At 68.3% G+C, this 18,772-nt stretch carries 14 protein-coding genes and 1 tRNA gene; 9 read left to right on the top strand and 6 right to left on the bottom strand.

Annotation, left to right across the window (positions count from 1 at the left end; all coding sequences use genetic code 11):
• Positions 1–4: 4 nt before the first annotated feature.
• From AC07PF_RS13405 to paoC, 6 genes are all read left to right on the top strand, one after another.
• Positions 5–81: transfer RNA gene (locus tag AC07PF_RS13405), tRNA-Asp, on the top strand.
• Positions 82–485: 404 nt separating this feature from the next.
• The gene (locus AC07PF_RS13400; protein WP_494612201.1) at positions 486–1,121 is read left to right on the top strand and encodes a YbhB/YbcL family Raf kinase inhibitor-like protein; all 636 of its coding nucleotides are present in this window, start codon (positions 486–488) and stop codon (positions 1,119–1,121) included.
• A 29-nt stretch (positions 1,122–1,150) separates the two neighbouring features.
• On the top strand, positions 1,151–2,005 hold the full coding sequence (locus AC07PF_RS13395) for a helix-turn-helix transcriptional regulator (protein WP_494612200.1): 855 nt from the start codon (positions 1,151–1,153) through the stop codon (positions 2,003–2,005).
• 141 nt (positions 2,006–2,146) lie between these two features.
• Complete coding sequence (paoA, locus tag AC07PF_RS13390; RefSeq protein ID WP_007851713.1) at positions 2,147–2,809, top strand: aldehyde dehydrogenase iron-sulfur subunit PaoA; 663 nt, start codon at positions 2,147–2,149, stop codon at positions 2,807–2,809.
• Complete coding sequence (locus tag AC07PF_RS13385) at positions 2,806–3,756, top strand: FAD binding domain-containing protein (RefSeq protein WP_007851715.1); 951 nt, start codon at positions 2,806–2,808, stop codon at positions 3,754–3,756. Before paoA ends, AC07PF_RS13385 begins: the two co-directional genes overlap by 4 nt.
• Before the next feature lie 3 nt (positions 3,757–3,759).
• On the top strand, positions 3,760–5,967 hold the full coding sequence (gene paoC, locus AC07PF_RS13380) for an aldehyde oxidoreductase molybdenum-binding subunit PaoC (RefSeq protein WP_494612199.1): 2,208 nt from the start codon (positions 3,760–3,762) through the stop codon (positions 5,965–5,967).
• Positions 5,968–5,970: 3 nt separating this feature from the next.
• Here the strand turns inward: paoC and AC07PF_RS13375 are convergent, their stop codons facing one another.
• Together AC07PF_RS13375 and map are read right to left on the bottom strand one after the other, a co-directional pair.
• A complete protein-coding gene (locus AC07PF_RS13375; RefSeq protein WP_494612198.1) occupies positions 5,971–8,562 on the bottom strand; it encodes a [protein-PII] uridylyltransferase in 2,592 nt (863 codons plus the stop codon).
• Between the two features lie 81 nt (positions 8,563–8,643).
• Positions 8,644–9,459, bottom strand: a complete 816-nt coding sequence (gene map / locus AC07PF_RS13370; RefSeq protein ID WP_007859993.1) for a type I methionyl aminopeptidase — start codon at positions 9,457–9,459, stop codon at positions 8,644–8,646.
• Positions 9,460–9,602: 143 nt separating this feature from the next.
• Between map and purL the strand changes: the two genes are divergently transcribed.
• On the top strand, positions 9,603–13,598 hold the full coding sequence (gene purL / locus AC07PF_RS13365) for a phosphoribosylformylglycinamidine synthase (RefSeq protein ID WP_145698921.1): 3,996 nt from the start codon (positions 9,603–9,605) through the stop codon (positions 13,596–13,598).
• A 226-nt stretch (positions 13,599–13,824) separates the two neighbouring features.
• Here the strand turns inward: purL and AC07PF_RS13360 are convergent, their stop codons facing one another.
• Positions 13,825–14,529, bottom strand: a complete 705-nt coding sequence (locus AC07PF_RS13360; protein WP_494612197.1) for a class I SAM-dependent methyltransferase — start codon at positions 14,527–14,529, stop codon at positions 13,825–13,827.
• 200 nt (positions 14,530–14,729) lie between these two features.
• Between AC07PF_RS13360 and AC07PF_RS13355 the strand changes: the two genes are divergently transcribed.
• Complete coding sequence (locus AC07PF_RS13355) at positions 14,730–15,722, top strand: DUF808 domain-containing protein (RefSeq protein ID WP_494612196.1); 993 nt, start codon at positions 14,730–14,732, stop codon at positions 15,720–15,722.
• 176 nt (positions 15,723–15,898) lie between these two features.
• Positions 15,899–16,504 carry an OmpW/AlkL family protein gene (locus AC07PF_RS13350; RefSeq protein WP_494612195.1) on the top strand — a complete coding sequence of 202 codons (606 nt, stop codon included), beginning with the start codon at positions 15,899–15,901 and terminating at the stop codon, positions 16,502–16,504.
• On the opposite strand, the gene AC07PF_RS13345 is transcribed toward AC07PF_RS13350, so the two are convergent.
• The 3 genes from AC07PF_RS13345 to AC07PF_RS13335 all read right to left on the bottom strand — a co-directional run bounded on the left by AC07PF_RS13345 (position 16,501) and on the right by AC07PF_RS13335 (position 18,550).
• Positions 16,501–17,127, bottom strand: a complete 627-nt coding sequence (locus AC07PF_RS13345; RefSeq protein ID WP_494608216.1) for a LysE family translocator — start codon at positions 17,125–17,127, stop codon at positions 16,501–16,503. The two genes, AC07PF_RS13350 and AC07PF_RS13345, sit on opposite strands and share 4 nt — an antisense overlap.
• Positions 17,124–17,375: a DUF1272 domain-containing protein gene (locus AC07PF_RS13340; protein ID WP_494612194.1), complete on the bottom strand. Its 252-nt coding sequence runs from the start codon at positions 17,373–17,375 to the stop codon at positions 17,124–17,126. The genes AC07PF_RS13345 and AC07PF_RS13340 overlap by 4 nt, the downstream gene beginning before the upstream one ends.
• Before the next feature lie 116 nt (positions 17,376–17,491).
• The gene (locus tag AC07PF_RS13335) at positions 17,492–18,550 is read right to left on the bottom strand and encodes a metal-dependent hydrolase (protein WP_494612193.1); all 1,059 of its coding nucleotides are present in this window, start codon (positions 18,548–18,550) and stop codon (positions 17,492–17,494) included.
• Between the last annotated feature and the right edge of the window lie 222 nt (positions 18,551–18,772).

Here is an 18,772-nt window from a genome sequence, read left to right as displayed (position 1 = left end):
TCCAGGAGTGGTAGTTCAGTTGGTTAGAATACCGGCCTGTCACGCCGGGGGTCGCGGGTTCGAGTCCCGTCCACTCCGCCATTATGAAAGCCGATGCAAATTTCTGATTTGCATCGGCTTTTTCATTGGCGATTTTGATTTATGGGCGTTCTCGGGTGCAAATGCACCGGGCAAATGTCTCGGAAGGTGGTGATGGCGCGGCTGCTTTTGCACTACCTTGGTCTTGCAGCGCGGTGCATCATCCGCATCGCTCCGTGCCTGCATTGACCTTGCCCGCGGACGGGCTCCTCGACCGCGACTTGGCTGTGCCAAGGGCAAGGGGAACCCTGCGAAGAAGCACCTGATGCCATCATGTTGACTGGATTGGTCGAGAGTTTGAGCGGATGAGGTGCATGCGCTGCGCCATGTGTCCCTAGAATTTCGGTGCGTCCCGGTACCTGTCGGCCACCGGATTCTTCACTGCCCATCCAAGGATGAGACCTCCCATGCAACTCACCAGCCACAGCTTCAAAGACGGCCAGGCCATTCCCGGCGAATTTGCCTTTGCCGTCCCCGATGCCGCATCGCATGTCGCGCTGTCGGCCAACCGCAATCCGCACCTCGCGTGGAGCGGCGCGCCGCAGGGCACGCAATCGTTCGTTGTGGTCTGCCACGACCCCGACGTGCCCAGCCGGGGCGATGATGTGAACCAGGAGGGCCGCGAAGTGCCCGCCACGCTGCCGCGCGTGGACTTCTTCCACTGGCTGCTGCTCGACATTCCGGCCGGCACCACGCAGATCGAGGCGGGCGCGCAGTCGGATGCCGTCACGGCCCGCGGCAAGAGCGGCCCGGCAGCACCCGGCGGCCTGCGCCATGGCATCAACGACTACACCGGCTGGTTCGCGGGCGACGAGCAGATGAAGGGCGACTACTACGGCTACGACGGCCCCTGCCCCCCATGGAACGACACGCTGGTGCACCACTACGTCTTCACGGTGTATGCCCTGGCCACGCCGACCCTGGCCGTCACCGGGCCGCTGACCGGTGCGAACGTGCAGGCGGCCCTGGCTGCGGCCCCGGTGCTGGCCCAGGCCCGCCTGACCGGTCTCTACAGCCTCAATCCTGCGGTACCTGCCGTTTGAGTGCCGCGGGGTCACGGCTGCCGGCCGCCATGCCAGGGGAGGGCGCCGGCAGGGACCCGGGCTGGTGGTTGCCGGCTGGCGCACCCGTGCTGCGGCGTGGGCTGTGCAGTCTGGCCCAGCCCTGCCTGAAGCAGCCGCAGTGCACGCCGCGTTTCCTGTTCCACGAGGCGACCCTGGTGCTGGTGGCGTCAGGCCGGCTGCAACTGGACGATGGCAGGGGTGGCCCGCCGGTGGTGGCGGATTCGCCGGCCTCGTTGCTGCTCGTCGGGCCCAACACCTGCGCAGAACTGGTGAAGACACCGGGCGGTGACGCGCAGCGTTTTCGCTCCGTGCTGCTCACGCTGTCGGCCGACCTGCTGGAGGCTTTCCACCGCGCCCGGCCACCGGGCGTGGCGGAGGTCGCTGCTGTTGCCGCACCTTGGCGGCAGATGCCGTTGGACGATGACCTCGCCGAGACCCTGCGGCAGGTGCTGGACAGCGCTGGCGCGGCGGGCCTGAGCGACGAGCGCCTGCGTTACCGCCTGATGGACCTGCTGGCTGCCTTCGCGGAGCGGGGCCATCTTTTCAGGGCGGCCCCGCAGCAGGGCACCGCTTGGCGTTTGCGCACACTGATCGGCGAAGCGCCCGAACGCCACTGGACGGCGCAGGAGGCCGGGCGCGCGTTGGCGATGAGCGAAGCCACCCTGCGGCGGCGTCTCGCCCGCGAGCAGGTGCGCTTCGACGCGCTGCTGGTCGACATCCGCATGCACCATGCCCTGATGCTGGTGCAGACCACCTCCTGGAGCATCCCGCGCATCGCGCAGGCCTGTGGCTACCAGTCCCGCGCGCGCTTTGCCGAGCGCTTTCGTGCGCGCTTCGGCTACCTGCCCTCGGCCGTCCGCTAGGCGCGTCTCCGGTCCTGTATTTCCTGTGCCCTGGCCGCCGGGCGGCGGGCAGTCGTCCTACACCGATTCAGGACGCAGCCGCCATGGCAGCGCGTGCGCAAGCGCCCACCATGGGCCGACCCGCCCCCACAGGACCCAAAAATGCAACAAGCGACTGCGCTGCCGATATCCCGGCGCGACCTGTTGATCGCCAGCGCTGCCACCGGCGCGGCCACGGCGACCCTGCCCGCCGACGCCCAGACCACGGCGGCCCCCCAGCCGCCCGGCGTCGTCTTCCCGATTCCCATGGCCAAGGTCGCGTTCATCGTGAACAGCCAGCCGCGCGAGCTGGAGGTGGACACCCGCACCACGCTGCTCGACGCGCTGCGTGAGCACCTGCAGCTCACCGGCACCAAGAAGGGCTGCGACCATGGCCAGTGCGGCGCCTGCACGGTGATGGTGGACGGCCGGCGCATCAATGCCTGCCTCACGCTGGCCGTGATGCACGAGGGCGCACAGGTCACCACCGTGGAGGGCCTTGGCACGCCACGCAACCTGCACCCCCTGCAGGCGGCCTTCGTGAAGCACGACGGCTACCAGTGCGGCTACTGCACGCCAGGGCAGATCTGCTCGGCCGTGGGCGTGCTCGACGAGATCCGCCGCGGCATTCCCAGCCATGTGAGCGCCGACCTCACGGCACGGCCGCTGCTGTCGGCCGACGAACTGCGCGAGCGCATGAGCGGTAACATCTGCCGTTGCGGCGCCTACTCGAACATCGTGGATGCCATCACGGAAGTGGCTGGCATGGCGGGAGGCAAGGCATGAAGCCCTTTACCTACGAACGGGCGCAATCGCCCGCCGAGGCCGCCGCCGCCGTGGAGCGGGTGCCCGGCGCCAAGTTCATCGCGGGTGGCACCAACCTGCTGGACCTGATGAAGCTGCAGATCGAGAACCCCGTGCACCTGGTGGACGTAAACGCATTGCAGCTCGACCGCGTGGAGCCCGCGCTGGACGGCGGCCTGCGCATCGGTGCCCTGGTGCGCAACACCGACCTGGCGGCGCACGAGCGTGTGCGCCGCGACTATGCCGTGCTGTCGCGCGCCCTGCTGGCGGGCGCCTCGGGCCAGCTGCGCAACAAGGCCACCACGGCCGGCAACCTGCTGCAGCGCACGCGCTGCCCGTATTTCTACGACACCCACATGCCCTGCAACAAGCGCCAGCCGGGCAGCGGCTGCAGCGCCATCGGCGGGGTCACGCGCCAGCATGCGGTGGTGGGCACCAGCCCGGCCTGCATCGCCACGCACCCGAGCGACATGGCGGTGGCCCTGCGAGTGCTCGACGCCAGGGTGGAGACCGTGCGCGGCGATGGCCGCACGCGGGTGATCCCGATCGCCGACTTCCACCGCCTGCCCGGCACCACGCCGCAGGTGGAGACCGTGCTGGCCCCGGGAGAGCTCATCACTTCCGTGACGTTGCCCCGGCCGGTGGGCGGCACGCATATCTACCGCAAGGTGCGCGACCGTGCCTCGTACGCGTTTGCGCTGGTCTCGGTGGCGGCCATCGTGCAGCGCAATGGCACGGGCCGCATCGCCCTGGGTGGTGTGGCCCCCAAGCCCTGGCGGATGGAGGCGGCCGAGGCCGAGCTGCCCAGCGGGGCCAGGGCCACCATGGCCAGGTTGCTGGCCGGCGCCCAGCCGGGGCACGACAACGCCTTCAAGCTCGCACTGGCCGAGCGCACCCTGGCTGCTGTGCTGGCGCAGGCGAGGAGCTGACGCATGAAATTCGACACCCCCGCCACTACCAACCCCATCGACCAGCTGCGCTTCATCGGCAAGGCCACCGACCGCATCGACGGGCCGATGAAGACCAGCGGCACGGCGCCCTATGCCTACGAACGCCACGACGCCGTTGCCCGCCCCGCCTATGGCGTGGTGGTGGGTGCCGCGATTGCCAAGGGCCGCATCGAATCCATGGACCTGCGTGCCGCGCAGGGCTCGCCCGGTGTGATCACCATCGTGACCGCCAAGACGGCGGGCACCCTGGGCCAGGGCAAATTCAACACCGCGAAACTGCTCGCCGGACCCGAGGTGCAGCACTACCACCAGGCCATCGCCCTGGTCGTGGCCCATACCTTCGAGCAGGCGCGCGCGGCGGCGCAATTGGTCAAGGTGCAGTACACACCCATGCCTGGCCAGTTCGATCTTGCCGCCGCGCGCCCATCGGCGCACCAGCCGCCCGAGCAGGATGGCTCGCCTGCCGACACCCGCAAGGGCGGCTTCGAGAAGGCCTTCGATGCCGCGCCCGTGCAGCACGATGCCACCTACACCACGCCCGACCAGTCGCACGCCATGATGGAGCCGCATGCCACCACGGCGGCGTGGACCGGCGACAAGCTCACCGTGTGGAGCTCCAACCAGATGGTCGACTGGAGCGTGGGCGACCTGGCCAAGACCCTGGGCATCCCCAAGGACAACGTGCGCCTGGTCTCGCCCTTCGTGGGCGGGGGCTTCGGCGGCAAGCTGTTCATCCGCGCCGACGTGCTGCTGGCCGCCCTGGGCGCCAAGGCGGCGCGCCAGCCCGTGAAGGTGGCGCTACAGCGGCCGCTGATCGCCAACAACACCACGCACCGGCCCGCGACCATCCAGCGCATCCGCATCGGCGCAGCGAAGAACGGCAGGATCAGCGCCATTGCCCATGAAAGCTGGTCGGGTGACCTGCCCGAGGGCAAGCCCGAGACGGCCGTGAACCAGACGCGCCTGCTCTATGCCGGGGCCCACCGGCTCACGGCCACACGCCTTGCCGTGCTCGACCTGCCCGAGGGCAATGCCATGCGCGCGCCCGGCGAAGCGCCCGGCATGATGGCGCTGGAGATCGCCATGGACGAGATGGCCCACAAGCTGGGCATCGACCCGGTGGAGCTGCGCGTGATCAACGACACCCAGGTGGACCCCGAAAAGCCCGAGCGCCCGTTTTCGCAGCGCCGGCTCGTCGAATGCCTGCGCACCGGTGCCGAGCGCTTCGGCTGGGGCCAGCGCCGTACCGAGCCCGCCCAGGTGCGCGATGGCCGCTGGCTCGTGGGCATGGGCGTGGCGGCGGCCTTTCGCAATAACCTGGTGATGAAGTCGGGCGCGCGCGTGCGCCTGAACCCGCGCGGCGTGGTCACGGTGGAGACCGACATGACCGACATCGGCACCGGCTCCTACACCATCATCGCGCAGACGGCTGCCGAAATGCTGGGCGTGCCGATCGGCAAGGTGATGGTGCGCCTGGGCGACTCGGCGTTCCCGGTGTCTGCCGGCTCGGGCGGGCAGTGGGGCGGCAACTCGTCCACTGCGGGGGTGTATGCGGCCTGTGTCAAGCTGCGCGAAGCGATTGCGCAGAAGTTGGGCATGCCACCCGAGGCGGCCCAGTTCGCCGATGGCATGGTGCGCGCGGGCGAGCGCTCCGTGCCGCTGGCCGATGCGGCGGCCGACGGCGAACTCGTGGCCGAGGACAGCATGGAATACGGCGACCTGCAGAAGAAGTTCCAGCAATCGACCTTCGGCGCGCACTTCGTGGAGGTGGGCGTGGACGTGGCCACCGGCGAGATCCGCGTACGCCGCATGCTGGCGGTGTGCGCCGCGGGCCGCATCCTCAACCCCAAGTCCGCACGGAGCCAGGTGATCGGCGCCATGACCATGGGCGTGGGCGCGGCACTGATGGAAGACCTGGCCGTGGACAAGCGCCAGGGCTTCTTCGTCAACCACGACCTGGCCAGCTACGAGGTGCCGGTGCATGCCGACATTCCGCACCAGGAGGTGATCTTCCTGGACGAGACCGACCCCACCTCGTCGCCCATGAAGGCCAAGGGCGTGGGCGAACTTGGCCTGTGCGGCGTGGGCGCCGCCATTGCCAACGCCGTCTTCAATGCCACGGGGGCGCGGGTGCGCGATTACCCGATCACGTTGGACAAGCTGCTCGACAAGTTGCCTGCGGTGGTCTGAGCGTCAGGCGCTCAATTCGCGCAGCAGCTCGGTTTCGATCTGGATCTGCCGCGCGTTGTTCTGCAGCTCGGGGCCCTGCACCAAAAAGGTGTCTTCCACCCGCTCGCCCAACGTGCTGACCTTGGCCAGCTGCACGCTCAGGTGGTGCTGGGCCAGCACCCGGGCCACCAGGTAGAGCAGGCCGGCGCGGTCGCTGGCCGAAATCGCCAGCAACCAGCGCTGGGCCTTTTCGTCGGGGCGCAGCGTGACGCGCGGGGCGATGGGGAAGCTCTTGACCCGGCGCGAGACGCGCTTGCGCGTGGGCTCGGGCAAGGGGCCGCCTTCCTCGATCACATGCACCAGATCGCTCTCGACCATGTGCGTCAGCTCGCGGTAGTGGCCGGCCTGGTCGTCGGCCACGATCTGGAAGGTGTCGAGCGCATGCTGGTTGTTGGCCGTGTGCACGCGCGCATCGAGGATGCTGAAGCCCGCGCGGTCGAAGTAGCCGCAGATGCGAGCGAACAGGTCTTCCTGGTCGGGCGCGTAGACCATCACCTGCAGGCCATCGCCGGCCAGCGATTGGCGTGCACGCACCACGGCGCGCGGCGCGCCAACGTGGCGCGACAGGTGGCGCGTGTGCCAGGCGATGTCGGCGGCCTCGTGGCGCATGAAATAGCTCACGTCCAGCGTGGCCCACAGGGCCTTGTGCGCCTCGAAGGGCAGGGCGCTCAGCGCCAGCAGCACCAGGGCCTCGCGCTTGCGTGCCTCGACCTCGGCCGCGGCATCGGGCGCGCGCCCGCCCAGGGCGCGCAGCGTGGCGCGGTAAAGGTCCTCGAGCAGCTTGCCCTTCCAGGCGTTCCACACCTTGGGGCTGGTGCCGCGGATGTCGGCCACCGTGAGCAGATACAGCGCCGTGAGGTAGCGCTCGTTGCCCACGCGCTTGGCGAAGGCGGCGATCACGTCCGGGTCGCTCAGGTCTTCCTTTTGCGCGATGCGGCTCATGGCCAGGTGTTCGCTGACCAGGAACTCGACCAGCTGGCCGTCTTCGCGGTCCACCTTGTGCTGGCGGCAAAAGCGCCGCACTTCCATGGCGCCGATCTGCGAATGGTCGCCACCGCGGCCCTTGCCGATGTCGTGGAACAGCGCGGCCAGGTACAGCAGCCAGGGCTTGTCCCAGCCGCCGGCCAGTTGCGAGCAGAAGGGGTATTCGTGCGCATGCTCGGCCATGAAGAAGCGGCGCACGTTGCGCAGCACCATCAGGATGTGCTGGTCCACCGTGTAGACGTGGAACAGGTCGTGCTGCATCTGCCCCACGATGCCGCGAAACGCCCACAGGTAGCGCCCCAGCACCGAGGTCTGGTTCATGAGCCGCATGGCATGCGTGATGCCGGCCGGCTGCTGCAGGATGCGCATGAAGGCGGTGCGGTTCACCGGGTCGCTGCGAAAGGCCCCGTCCATCACGCCGCGCGCGTTGTACAGCGCGCGCAGGGTGCGCGCCGACAGGTCCTTGAGCCCCACCGTGGTCTGGTAGAGCAGAAAGGTCTCCAGGATGGCGTGCGGGTCCTTGAGGTACAGGTCGTCGCTGGCCACCTCGATCAGGCCCGACTTCTCGAAGAAGCGCTCGTTGATGGGGCGCAGCTCGTGCGCCGAGGGGTTGAGCGCCTCCTCGATGTTGAGCAGCAGGATCTGGCTGAGCTGCGAGACCGCCTTGGCCGCCCAGTAGTAGCGGCGCATCATGGCCTCGCTGGCGCGCATGGGCAGGCGCGAGCCGTCGGGTGCCTGCGAGCGGTAGCCGAAGGACTCGGCCACGGAGGTCTGCAGGTCGAACACCAGCCGGTCCTCGTGCCGGCCGGCCGCCGCGTGCAGGCGCGCGCGGATCAGGCACAGCACGGCCTCGTTGCGCTCGATCTGGCGCACCTCGAAGGCCGTGGCCATGCCGTTGGCGGCCAGTTCCTTCCAGGTGCTGCCCAGGCCGGCGGCACGCGCCACCCACAGGATCATCTGCAGGTCGCGCAGGCCGCCGGGCGACTCCTTGCAGTTGGGCTCCAACGAATAGGGCGTGTTCTCGTACTTGTTGTGGCGCTGGCGCATCTCCAGCGTCTTGGCCACCAGAAAGGCCTGCGGATCCATCTGCGCCCGGTACTGTTCCTGGAACTGCGCAAACAGCCCGGTGCTGCCGCAGACCTGGCGTGCTTCGAGCAGTGAGGTCTGCACCGTCACGTCGGCCGCCGATTCGGCCAGGCACTCGGCAATGGTGCGCACGCTGGAGCCTATCTCCAGCCCCGCGTCCCAGCAGCTGCCGATGAAGTCTTCGAGCTGCGCGCGCAGCACGCTGCAGCCATCGGCCGCGCGGTCGTCTGGCAGCAGCAGCAGCACGTCCACGTCAGAGTAGGGAAACAGCTGGTCGCGACCGAAGCCGCCCACCGCCACCAGGGCCAGGTCAGCCGGCAGCTCGGCACGGCGCCACAGCTCCTGCAGCAGGCTGCCCGCCAGGGTGGAAAGCTTGCGCAGCAGCACGCGGATACCGCGCGTGGAGGCACCCGTGGCCTGGATGGAGGCCATCAGCGCCGCCTTGTCGCGGCGGTAGGCGTCCCGCAGGGCGTGGACTTCAGTCATGGACGATAGGGGCGTTGCAGTCGATATGGCCATGCAGTGTTCCACGCAAGAGTCGTGCGCAGCGGGGTTCCCGCTGACTTTTTATGTCTTTGTGGCGGTCACAAAGGACGGCAGAGGCGGCGAACCGGCCGAGATCGTCATCACCTCGTAGCCCGTCTCGGTGACCAGCACCGTGTGCTCCCACTGGGCCGAGAGGCTGTGGTCCTTGGTCACGATGGTCCAGCCGTCGTTGCCGTGTTCCTTCACCTCGCGGCGGCCGGCGTTGATCATGGGTTCGATGGTGAACACCATGCCGGGCTTGAGCTCTTCGAGCGTACCGGGCTTGCCGTAGTGCAGTACCTGGGGCTCTTCGTGGAAGCGCTGGCCGATGCCATGGCCGCAGAACTCGCGCACGATGGAAAAACCCAGGCCTTCGGCAAATTTCTGGATCGCATGGCCGATGTCGCCCAGGTGGGCACCCGGCTTGACCTGCACAATGCCATGCCACATGGCGTCGAAGGTCATGGCGCACAGGCGCTTGGCAGCGATGGAGGTCTCGCCGATCAGGTACATGCGGCTGTTGTCGCCGTACCAGCCTTCCTTGGTGATCACGGTGACGTCCACGTTCACGATGTCGCCCTTCTTGAGGGGCTTGTCGTTGGGGATGCCATGGCACACCACGTGGTTGACCGAGGTGCACAACGACGCGGGGTAGGGCGGGTAGCCCGGAGGCTGGTAGCCCACCGTGGCCGATATCGTGCCCTGCTGGACCATGCATTCGGCGGCCAGCCGGTCGATCTCGTTGGTGGTGATGCCGGGCTTGATGTGGGGGGCGATGTAGTCCAGCACTTCAGACGCCAGGCGGCAGGCGACGCGCATGCCCTCGATGTCCTGTGCACTTTTGATGGTGATGCTCATGGGGGGATTATCCCATTGCGCTTGAGATGCTGCATGGTGTTGAGCGCCGCCGGTTAAAATGGGAGGCTAACCGCCACCAAGCCTGCGTTTTCCGGATGGCGGCGGCGCCCACCGTACCCCTCACACCCCAACAGGCCGCTACCGTGACCTTGCACATGACCACGCTGGCGGGCGGCAACGCCCTCAGCACCTTTCGCGCCCAGCAACTCCAGCCTGCCCTCGAGGCCATCCATCCCAAGATCACTGGCATCGCTGCGCGCTTCGTGCACCTGGTGGCCACCGATACGGCCCCCTCGGCGGGCGATCAGGAGCGCCTGGCGGCCCTGTTGACCTACGGCGACCCCTATGCCGGCCCCGAAACCGGTGTCGTCATCGTCGTCACCCCGCGCCTGGGCACGCTCTCGCCATGGGCCTCCAAGGCCACCGACATCGCGCGCAACTGCGGCATCGCCATCCGCCGCGTGGAGCGCATCACCGAATACCGCGTGGCCCTGAAGCCCGGCCTGCTGGGCGGCACGCCCGAGCTGACTGCCGACCAGGTGGCCCAGGTCGCCGCCCTGCTGCACGACCGCATGACCGAATCGGTGGTGGCCGACCGCAGCGGCGCCGCCGCCCTGTTCACCGAGCTGCAGCCCGCGCCCATGGAGCATGTGGACCTGCTGGGTGGCGGCCGCGCCGCGCTGGAAGCCGCCAACACCCGCTTCGGCCTGGCCCTGGCCGAGGACGAGATCGAATACCTGGTCAACGCCTTCACGGGCCTGGCGCGCAACCCGAGCGACGTCGAGCTGATGATGTTCGCCCAGGCCAACAGCGAGCACTGCCGCCACAAGATCTTCAACGCCGAGTTCACCATCGACGGCGTGGCGCAGGACAAGAGCCTGTTCGGCATGATCCGCAACACCCACCAGCTGGCACCCCAGCACACGGTGATCGCCTACTCCGACAACGCCTCCGTCATGGAAGGCCACACGGTCGAGCGCTTCCTGGCGCGCATGGGCGATGCCGGCACGGTCGGCTATGCCAAGAGCGAAGCCACCCAGCACGTGCTGATGAAGGTGGAAACGCACAACCACCCCACGGCGATCTCGCCCTTCCCCGGCGCCTCCACCGGCGCGGGCGGTGAAATCCGCGACGAAGGCGCCACCGGCCGGGGCTCCAAGCCCAAGGCCGGCCTGACCGGCTTCACCGTCTCCAAGCTCTGGGGCAGCGAGGTCGGCAAGCCCGAGCACATCGCCAGCCCGCTGCAGATCATGGTCGAAGGTCCCCTGGGCGGCGCCGCGTTCAACAACGAATTCGGCCGGCCCAACCTGGCGGGCTACTTCCGTGAATACGAGCAGAACGTAGGCGGTGTGCAGCGCGGCTACCACAAGCCCATCATGATCGCGGGCGGCGTGGGCGTGATCGACGCCGGCCTCACCCAAAAGATCGAATTCCCGGCCGGCTCGCTGCTGATCCAGCTGGGCGGCCCCGGCATGCGCATCGGCATGGGCGGCAGCGCCGCCAGCTCCATGGCCACGGGCACCAATGCGGCCGAATTGGACTTCGACTCCGTGCAGCGCGGCAACCCCGAGATCGAGCGCCGCGCACAGGAAGTCATCAACCACTGCTGGGCGCAGGGCGATGCCAACCCCATCCTGGCCATCCACGACGTGGGTGCGGGCGGCCTGTCCAACGCCTTCCCCGAGCTGACCAACGACGCCGGCCGCGGTGCGCGCTTCGACCTGCGCGCCGTGCCGCTCGAAGAATCGGGCATGGCGCCCAAGGAAATCTGGAGCAACGAGAGCCAGGAGCGCTACGTGCTGGCCATCGCCCCGGGCTCGCTGGCGCAGTTCCAGGCCTTCTGCGAGCGCGAGCGCTGCCCGTTTGCCGTGATCGGCACCGCCACCGAAGAGCGCCAACTGGTGCTCGACGACACGGCCGTGGCCGGCGGCGACCAGAAGAACCCGGTGGACATGCCCATGAACGTGCTATTGGGCAAGCCGCCCAAGATGCACCGCGACGTGGCCACGGTGGAGCGCCAGTTCGCGCCCATGGACCTCACGGGCGTGCCGCTGCAAAAGGCCGTGATCGACGTGCTGGCCCACCCCACGGTGGCGTCCAAGCGCTTTCTCATCACCATCGGCGACCGCACGGTGGGCGGCCTGTCGCACCGCGACCAGATGGTCGGCCCCTGGCAGGTGCCGGTGGCCGATTGCGCCGTGACCTTGGCCGACTACAAGGGCTTTGCCGGCGAGGCCATGAGCATGGGCGAGCGCACGCCGCTGGCGGCCATCAACGCCCCCGCCTCGGGCCGCATGGCCGTGGCCGAAGCCATCACCAACCTGCTGGCCGCGCCCATCGAGCTGCCGCGCGTCAAGCTCAGCGCCAACTGGATGGCCGCCTGCGGCGAACCCGGTGAAGACGCCGCGCTCTACGCCACGGTGAAGGCCGTGGGCATGGAACTGTGCCCGGCCCTGGGCGTCTCCATCCCCGTGGGCAAGGATTCGCTGTCCATGCGCACGCAGTGGCAGGAGGGTGGCGACAAGAAGAAGGTCACCTCGCCAGTGAGCCTGATCGTGAGCGCCTTCGCCTCCCTGGCCGACGTGCGCGGCACGCTGACGCCGCAGCTCGATGCCACCGAAGCCGACACCACCCTGGTGCTGGTGGACCTGGGCAAAGGCCAGAGCCGCATGGGCGGCAGCATCCTGGGCCAGACGCTGGAGCAGAGCGGGGACGTGGTGCCCGACCTGGACGATCCGCAAGACCTGGTGAACCTGGTCAACGCCGTGAACGCACTGCGCGCCAAGGGCCAGATCCTGGCCTACCACGACCGCAGCGACGGCGGCCTGCTGGCCGCCGCTGCCGAAATGGCCTTTGCCGGCCATGTGGGCGTGTCGCTCAACGTGGACCTGCTGGTCACCGAGGGCGACGGCATCAGCGACAGCCGCATGGAAACCGGCGACGCCAAGAACTGGGCCTCCCAGGTCAGCGCGCGCCGCGAAGAACTGACGCTCAAGGCGCTCTTCAACGAAGAACTGGGCGTGCTGCTGCAGGTGCGCACCGCCGAGCGCAACGAGGTGATGCAGCTGCTGCGCGAGCACAATCTCTCGCGCTTCAGCCACTTCGTGGGCAAGACGCGTCCCGTGTCCTCACCCATCGACGCCGGCAAGGGCGAGCTGCAGGTCTGGCGCGATGCCAAGGCCGTGTTCAGCGCGCCGCTGGCCGACCTGCACCAGGTGTGGGACGCTGTGAGCTGGAAGATCTGCCAGCAGCGCGACAACCCCGCCAATGCCGATGCCGAACACGCCGCCGCTGGCGCACCGGCCGACCCCGGCATGCACGTGCACCTGGCGTTCGACCCCGCCGAGAACGTGGCCGCGCCTTACCTCAACCTGGCGCGCCCCAAGGTCGCCATCCTGCGCGAGCAGGGCGTCAACTCGCACATCGAGATGGCCTATGCCTTCACCGAGGCGGGCTTCGAGGCCTACGACGTGCACATGACCGACCTGCAGACCGGGCGTGCCCAACTGGCGGACTTCAAGGGCGTGGTCGCCTGCGGCGGCTTCAGCTATGGCGACACCCTGGGTGCCGGCATCGGCTGGGCGCGCAGCATCACCTTCAACCCGGTGCTGGCCGAGCAGTTCCAGGGCTTCTTCGGCCGCACGGACACCTTCGGCCTGGGCGTGTGCAACGGCTGCCAGATGTTTGCCGAGCTGGCCGACATCATCCCCGGCGCGCAGGACTGGCCGCGCTTCACCACCAACCAGAGCGAGCGCTTCGAGGCCCGCCTGTCGATGGTGGAGGTGCTCGAATCCCCGAGCCTGTTCTTCCAGGGCATGAGCGGCAGCCGCCTGCCGATCGCCGTGGCGCACGGCGAGGGCTACGCCAACTTCCGCTACCGCGGCAATGCCGACAAGGCGATTGCGGCCATGCGCTATGTGGACAACCACGGCGCAGCCACTGAGCAGTACCCCTTCAACCCCAACGGCAGCGCGGGCGGCCTCACCGCCGTGACCACGGCCGACGGCCGCTTCACGGCCATGATGCCGCACGCCGAGCGCGTGTTCCGCAACGTGCAGATGAGCTGGACCAGCGAAGACCGCAGCCAGTTGAGCCCGTGGATGCGCATCTGGCGCAATGCCCGCAAGTGGGTGGGCTGATGGAATTGCCGCTGCGGCGGCGTTGAAAGAAAACGGGGCTTCGGCCCCGTTTTTCATGCTCGGCTAGTGTTCTGTCCCGTAAATAGATGCCAAGAATAAAGCCGATGGATTTCGCGCCAGGGCAAGGCGCAAACCGCAGCGATAGCCGTAGCTATCGCGAGGATTTGCAACGCTGCCCTGGCGTGAAAGACGCGGTTTTATGGGCATTTATTTGCGGGACAGGACACTAGTTGGCGAGGTCAGGCCGCTGGTACACCAGCAGGCGACCCTTGTAGGCGGGGCGGTCGTCCAGGGCTGGGTGGTCCAGGCGCTCTTCCACCACCTCGAAGCGGTGCACCGCCATCTGCTTGTGGAAGGCGCTGCGGTTGCCGCGGTCGGGGTCCACGATCCAGATCTGTGCGTCCACCTCGGCATGGCGGTCGATGAAGCCGGCCAGGGTGGCGCGCGCGTCGCGCTCGTAGAGCACGTCGCTGCCCATGATCAGGTCGAAGCGGCCGCTCACGGTGCTGGCAGCGGGGCCGTCGCCCTCGGCGCCTTGCGGTGGGTTCCAGTGCCCGGCACGGTACTTCATGGGGGGCAGGGCGTTCAGCCGCAGGTTTTCGAGCAGAAAGCTGTCGGCCAGCGGATGTCCGTCGCTGGCGGTGATGTCCACGCCGCGCCGGTGGCACACCAGGCTGGCCAGGCCCAGGCCGCAGCCGATCTCCAGCACGCGCTCGCCCGCCTGCAGCGGCCGGGTGGCCATGCGCTCGGCCAGTTGCGTGCCCGAGGGCCACAGCAGGCCGAACAGCGGCCACAGGGCGGAGGAGATGCCCAGCCGCTCGGCCTCGCCCAGCGGGTCGGAGAACTGCTGCTTGTCCAGCAGCGAACGGATGGTGAGATTGGCGACGCCCGCAATGGCGACGCTGTCTTGCTTGGTAAGGTAGCCTGGCATGGCTCGGGCGAGAAGCCCGTTGTCAGGGGACCCCAAGGGTTGGTGGTGTGGCTGCCGAGTATGCGCCTTTTGCGCAGGAGGTGCTGTTGCCGCGGTGCCGGCGGCGTGCGTCGGGGGGCGTGGTGGCCCCTGGCCCTGTGGGGGAATGCCGTGCATCGTTGCTATAGTCGGCGGTTTTACGCAATCCCCAAGGACCTTCCATGGCCGCTGGCAGCCTTCTAGCCCTGTTGGACGATATCGCCACCATCCTCGACGACGTCGCCCTCATGACCAAGGTGGCGGCCAAGAAGAGCGCCGCCATGGCCGATGACGTTTCGGTCATGACCAAGGTGGCCGCGCAGAAGACGGCTGGCGTGCTGGGCGACGACCTGGCGCTCAACGCCCAGCAGGTCACCGGTGTGCGCGCCGAGCGCGAGATCCCCGTGGTCTGGGCCGTCGCCAAGGGCTCCATGGTCAACAAGGCCATCCTGGTGCCCGCAGCGCTGTTGATCAGCGCCTTCGCGCCCTGGGCCGTCACGCCGCTGCTGATGATCGGCGGCGCCTTCCTGTGCTTCGAGGGCTTCGAGAAGATCGCCCACAAGTTCCTGCACAGCGAGAGCAAGGACGAGGCCGAGCACGAAAGCCGTGCCCAGGCCAATGCCAACCCGGCCGTGGACCTGGTGGCCATGGAAAAGGACAAGATCAAGGGCGCCGTGCGCACCGACTTCATCCTGTCGGCAGAAATCATCGCCATCACGCTGGGCACGGTGGCGACGGCCTCGTTTGCGCAGCAGGTGGCCGTGCTGACGGGCATCGCCGTCATCATGACGGTGGGGGTGTACGGCCTGGTGGCGGGCATCGTCAAGCTCGACGACCTGGGCCTGTGGCTCAACAGCAAGCGCAGCGCGGTGGCCAAGGCCCTGGGCACGGGCATCGTCAATGCGGCGCCCTGGCTCATGAAATTCCTGTCCATCGCCGGCACGGCCGCCATGTTCCTGGTGGGCGGTGGCATCCTGGTGCACGGCATTCCGGCCCTGCACCACGCCGTGGAAGGGGCGGGCGCTGCAGCCGGCACCTGGCCCGCGGGAGCGCTGTGGGGGGGGCTGATCTCCAACCTGCTCAATGCCGTGGTGGGCATCGTCGCGGGTGGCCTCGTAGTGGCCGTGGTGACTGTCGTACAAAAAATGCGTGGCAAGGGCGCGGCCGCGCACTGACGCGCCACGCACCACGCACCGTTGTTGATCCAGATCGAAGCCCCGTCATCCGGGGCCTGATGCGCCGCGTCGGCCGGCCCATCGGTTGATCTGCGGCAAGGTACGCGCGGGCGTGCGGGGGCCCAATGCATGCACGGGGGTCGTCCCCGTTCAACCGCATCGAATCGATCGCTCCCATGAACAACAACAAGCTGCTGAAACTGGCCCTGGTGGCCGCCTGCGCGCTGGCATCCGGCGCCACCATGGCACAAGAATCCGAAGGCCCCTGGCTGGTGCGCGCCCGCGCCGTGCACCTGGACAGCGCCAACAAGGACACCACCGGCCTGGGCCTGTCGGTCAATGACAAGGCCATTCCCGAGGTCGACGTCACCTACTTCTTCACCAGGAACATCGCCGCCGAGCTGGTCCTGACCGTGCCGCAAAAGCACGACGTGCGCGCCAGCACGCTCGGCGGCAAGATCGGCACGCTCAAGCACCTGCCGCCCTCGCTGCTGCTGCAGTACCATTTCGATGCCCCTGGCTTCAAGCCCTATGTGGGCGCGGGCCTGAACTACACGCGCTTTTCCAGCGTGCACCTGCCCGCCGGCGTGGGCATCGACAAGAACAGCTGGGGCGCAGCCCTGCAGGTGGGCGTGGACATTCCGCTGTCGAAGAACCTGTACCTGAACGTGGACGTGAAGAAGGTCTACATCCAGACCGACGTGTTCGCGGGCAGTGCCAAGGCCGGCACCTTCAAGGTCGATCCGGTGCTGTTCGGCATCGGCCTGGGCTACAGGTTCTAGGCGCTGCGGCGATAGAAGGCCAACGACCCCGCCAAGGCCAGCAGCGCCCCGCCGCAGCAGCGGTCGAGCCACAGCACCGCGCGGCGGCGCAGCAACTGCACGGCCTTGGCGCCCACGATGGCATAGGCCAGCATCACCGCAAAATCCAGGCCCGCGAACACCACTGCAATGGCTGCGTACTGCGGCCACTGCGGTGCATTCGCGTCGATGAACTGTGGCAGCAGGGCCGAGCAGAACAGGTAGCCCTTGGGGTTGGTCACTGCGACCAGGAACGACTTGGCAAAGACGCCGCGGGCCGTCACACCCTCGGCGCTGCCAGCCTGCGACAGGTCCAGCCCGCCCTGCGAGCGCAGCAGGCGCAGCCCGAGCCATGCCAGGTAGGCGGCGCCCACCCATTTGACGACGGAGAACCAGAACTCCGAGGCCGCGAGCAGAGCGCCCAGGCCCAGCGCCACGGCGCCCACCAGCACGAAGTCGGAGGCCACGGCGCCGAGCATGCCCGGCACGGAGCGGCGTACGCCATAGCGCGAGCCGTTGGCCAGTGCCAGCAGCACCGTGGGCCCGGGCGTGGCAATGGCCACCAGGGCCACGAGCGCAAAGACCAGCAGCGTGGTCGCGTTCATGCCAGCAACGGGCCGCAGCCTTGCGGCTTGTGCACGCGCTCGGTCGACGCGGGGTACTTGGCCAGCTTGGATGCGGGCCGGCGCGGGCGCTGCAGCAGCTCACCCCCGCAGTTGGGGCAGATGCCGCCCAGCGGGCCGCCCGCGCAGGTGCTGCAGAAGGTGCACTCGAAGGTGCAGATGCGTGCGTCGGTCGCATCGGGTGGCAGGTCTTTGTCGCAGCATTCGCAGCTGGGGCGCATCTGGAGCATGGCGGGGCCTCGGGGTGGTCGGTGAACCGGCCACTCTATGCGCAGCGGCCCTGCGCGGCAAGACACAGACGGCGGTTGCCAGCGCTGCCGTCTGTACTGCCCGTCTGTCTGCTGGCTCAGCCTGCCGGGGTGGTCGGGGCAGGTGTTTTGGGCGCGGTACCCGCCGGGCGCAGGGGCGCATCGTCCAGCGCCAGCATGCGGCGCCACAGCCAGGGCAGGGCGGTTTCCAGGTCGGGGCGCTGCCACTCCTGCCGGGCCTTGGCGGTGCCCGCCAGCACCTGCTGCGGCGTGCCGATGTCGAAGTGGAACGAGTACGCGGGCTCCATGCCCATGCGCAGGTCGGTGATGTAGATGTGCCCACCCGCCTCGTTCATGCGGTAGAAGCCATGGGTGAAGCGCGACAGGCGCTGCACATGCGCATTGCCCTGGTAGGTGGCGTACAGGTCGGTGCCACGCTCATGGCGCGTCCAGCGCATGGGCTGCTGGCCGCCATCGGCCAGCGAGCGAAAGCCTTCCAGGTAGTGCGTGGGTGTCATCGCCACCACGCGCCACAGCACGGCAGAAAACGGCGCAGGCGTCACCAGCACGCGCTCGGCGGTGATGCCCTCGGACTGCAGCGATGCACGCGCAATGCCCTCCACATGCTGCTGCGCCAGCACGCCCAGGCCCAGGTAGGCGGTGCTGAACACCAGCGCCCAGGCATTCCAGCGCAGGCCGCGGCCGCCGCGCAGGGCCAGGGCCGCGATCACCCCGATGACGAGCGGCACCGTGTACAGCGGATCGATGATGAACACGCTGCCCACACCGTACGGGTGGTTGGTGAAGGGGTAGAGCAGCTGCGTGCCGTAGATCGTCATCGCATCCAGCAGCGGGTGGGTGACCAGCGCCAGCCACAGGGCCAGCCACCAGCGCAGCAGGTGCGGCGTTTCGCCATGCAGGCGCGCCACCAGCCAAGCCAGCGGGCCTGACAAAAGTGTGAGGGTCAGCAGGGCATGGCTGCTGCTGCGGTGCAGCACCATGTTGAGCATGGCATCGCCATGGTCGATGAAGGCATCCAGGTCGGGCAGGGTGCCGGCCACGGCGCCCCAGAAGACGGCTTTCCATGCGGCGGTGCGGCGGCCCATGGTGGCGAGGGCGACGGCGGAGCCCAGTGCGATCTGGGTCAATGAATCCATGGGTCGGTGTGTCCTTGTGTGGCGATGATTGCGGCAAAGGTGTGACAGCAAGCGAAATGCGGGCCAGCCGAAACAGGGCTTGCCGTGCCCGCGCCAGGGGCCCATGATTGTGGCTTGGCTCGATGACAGGCCGGGTGCGCGCCCAGCCGGTACCCGGGCCATGCATGCTTGCCCACGGTGCGTGGTTGCTTGGTGCATCCACCGGGCAAGGCACACGGGCGG

The organism is Acidovorax sp. GW821-FHT10A04 (genome assembly GCF_059415825.1).
Note: the sequence above shows the minus strand (reverse complement) of the source record. Positions and strands in the feature narration are given on the sequence as shown.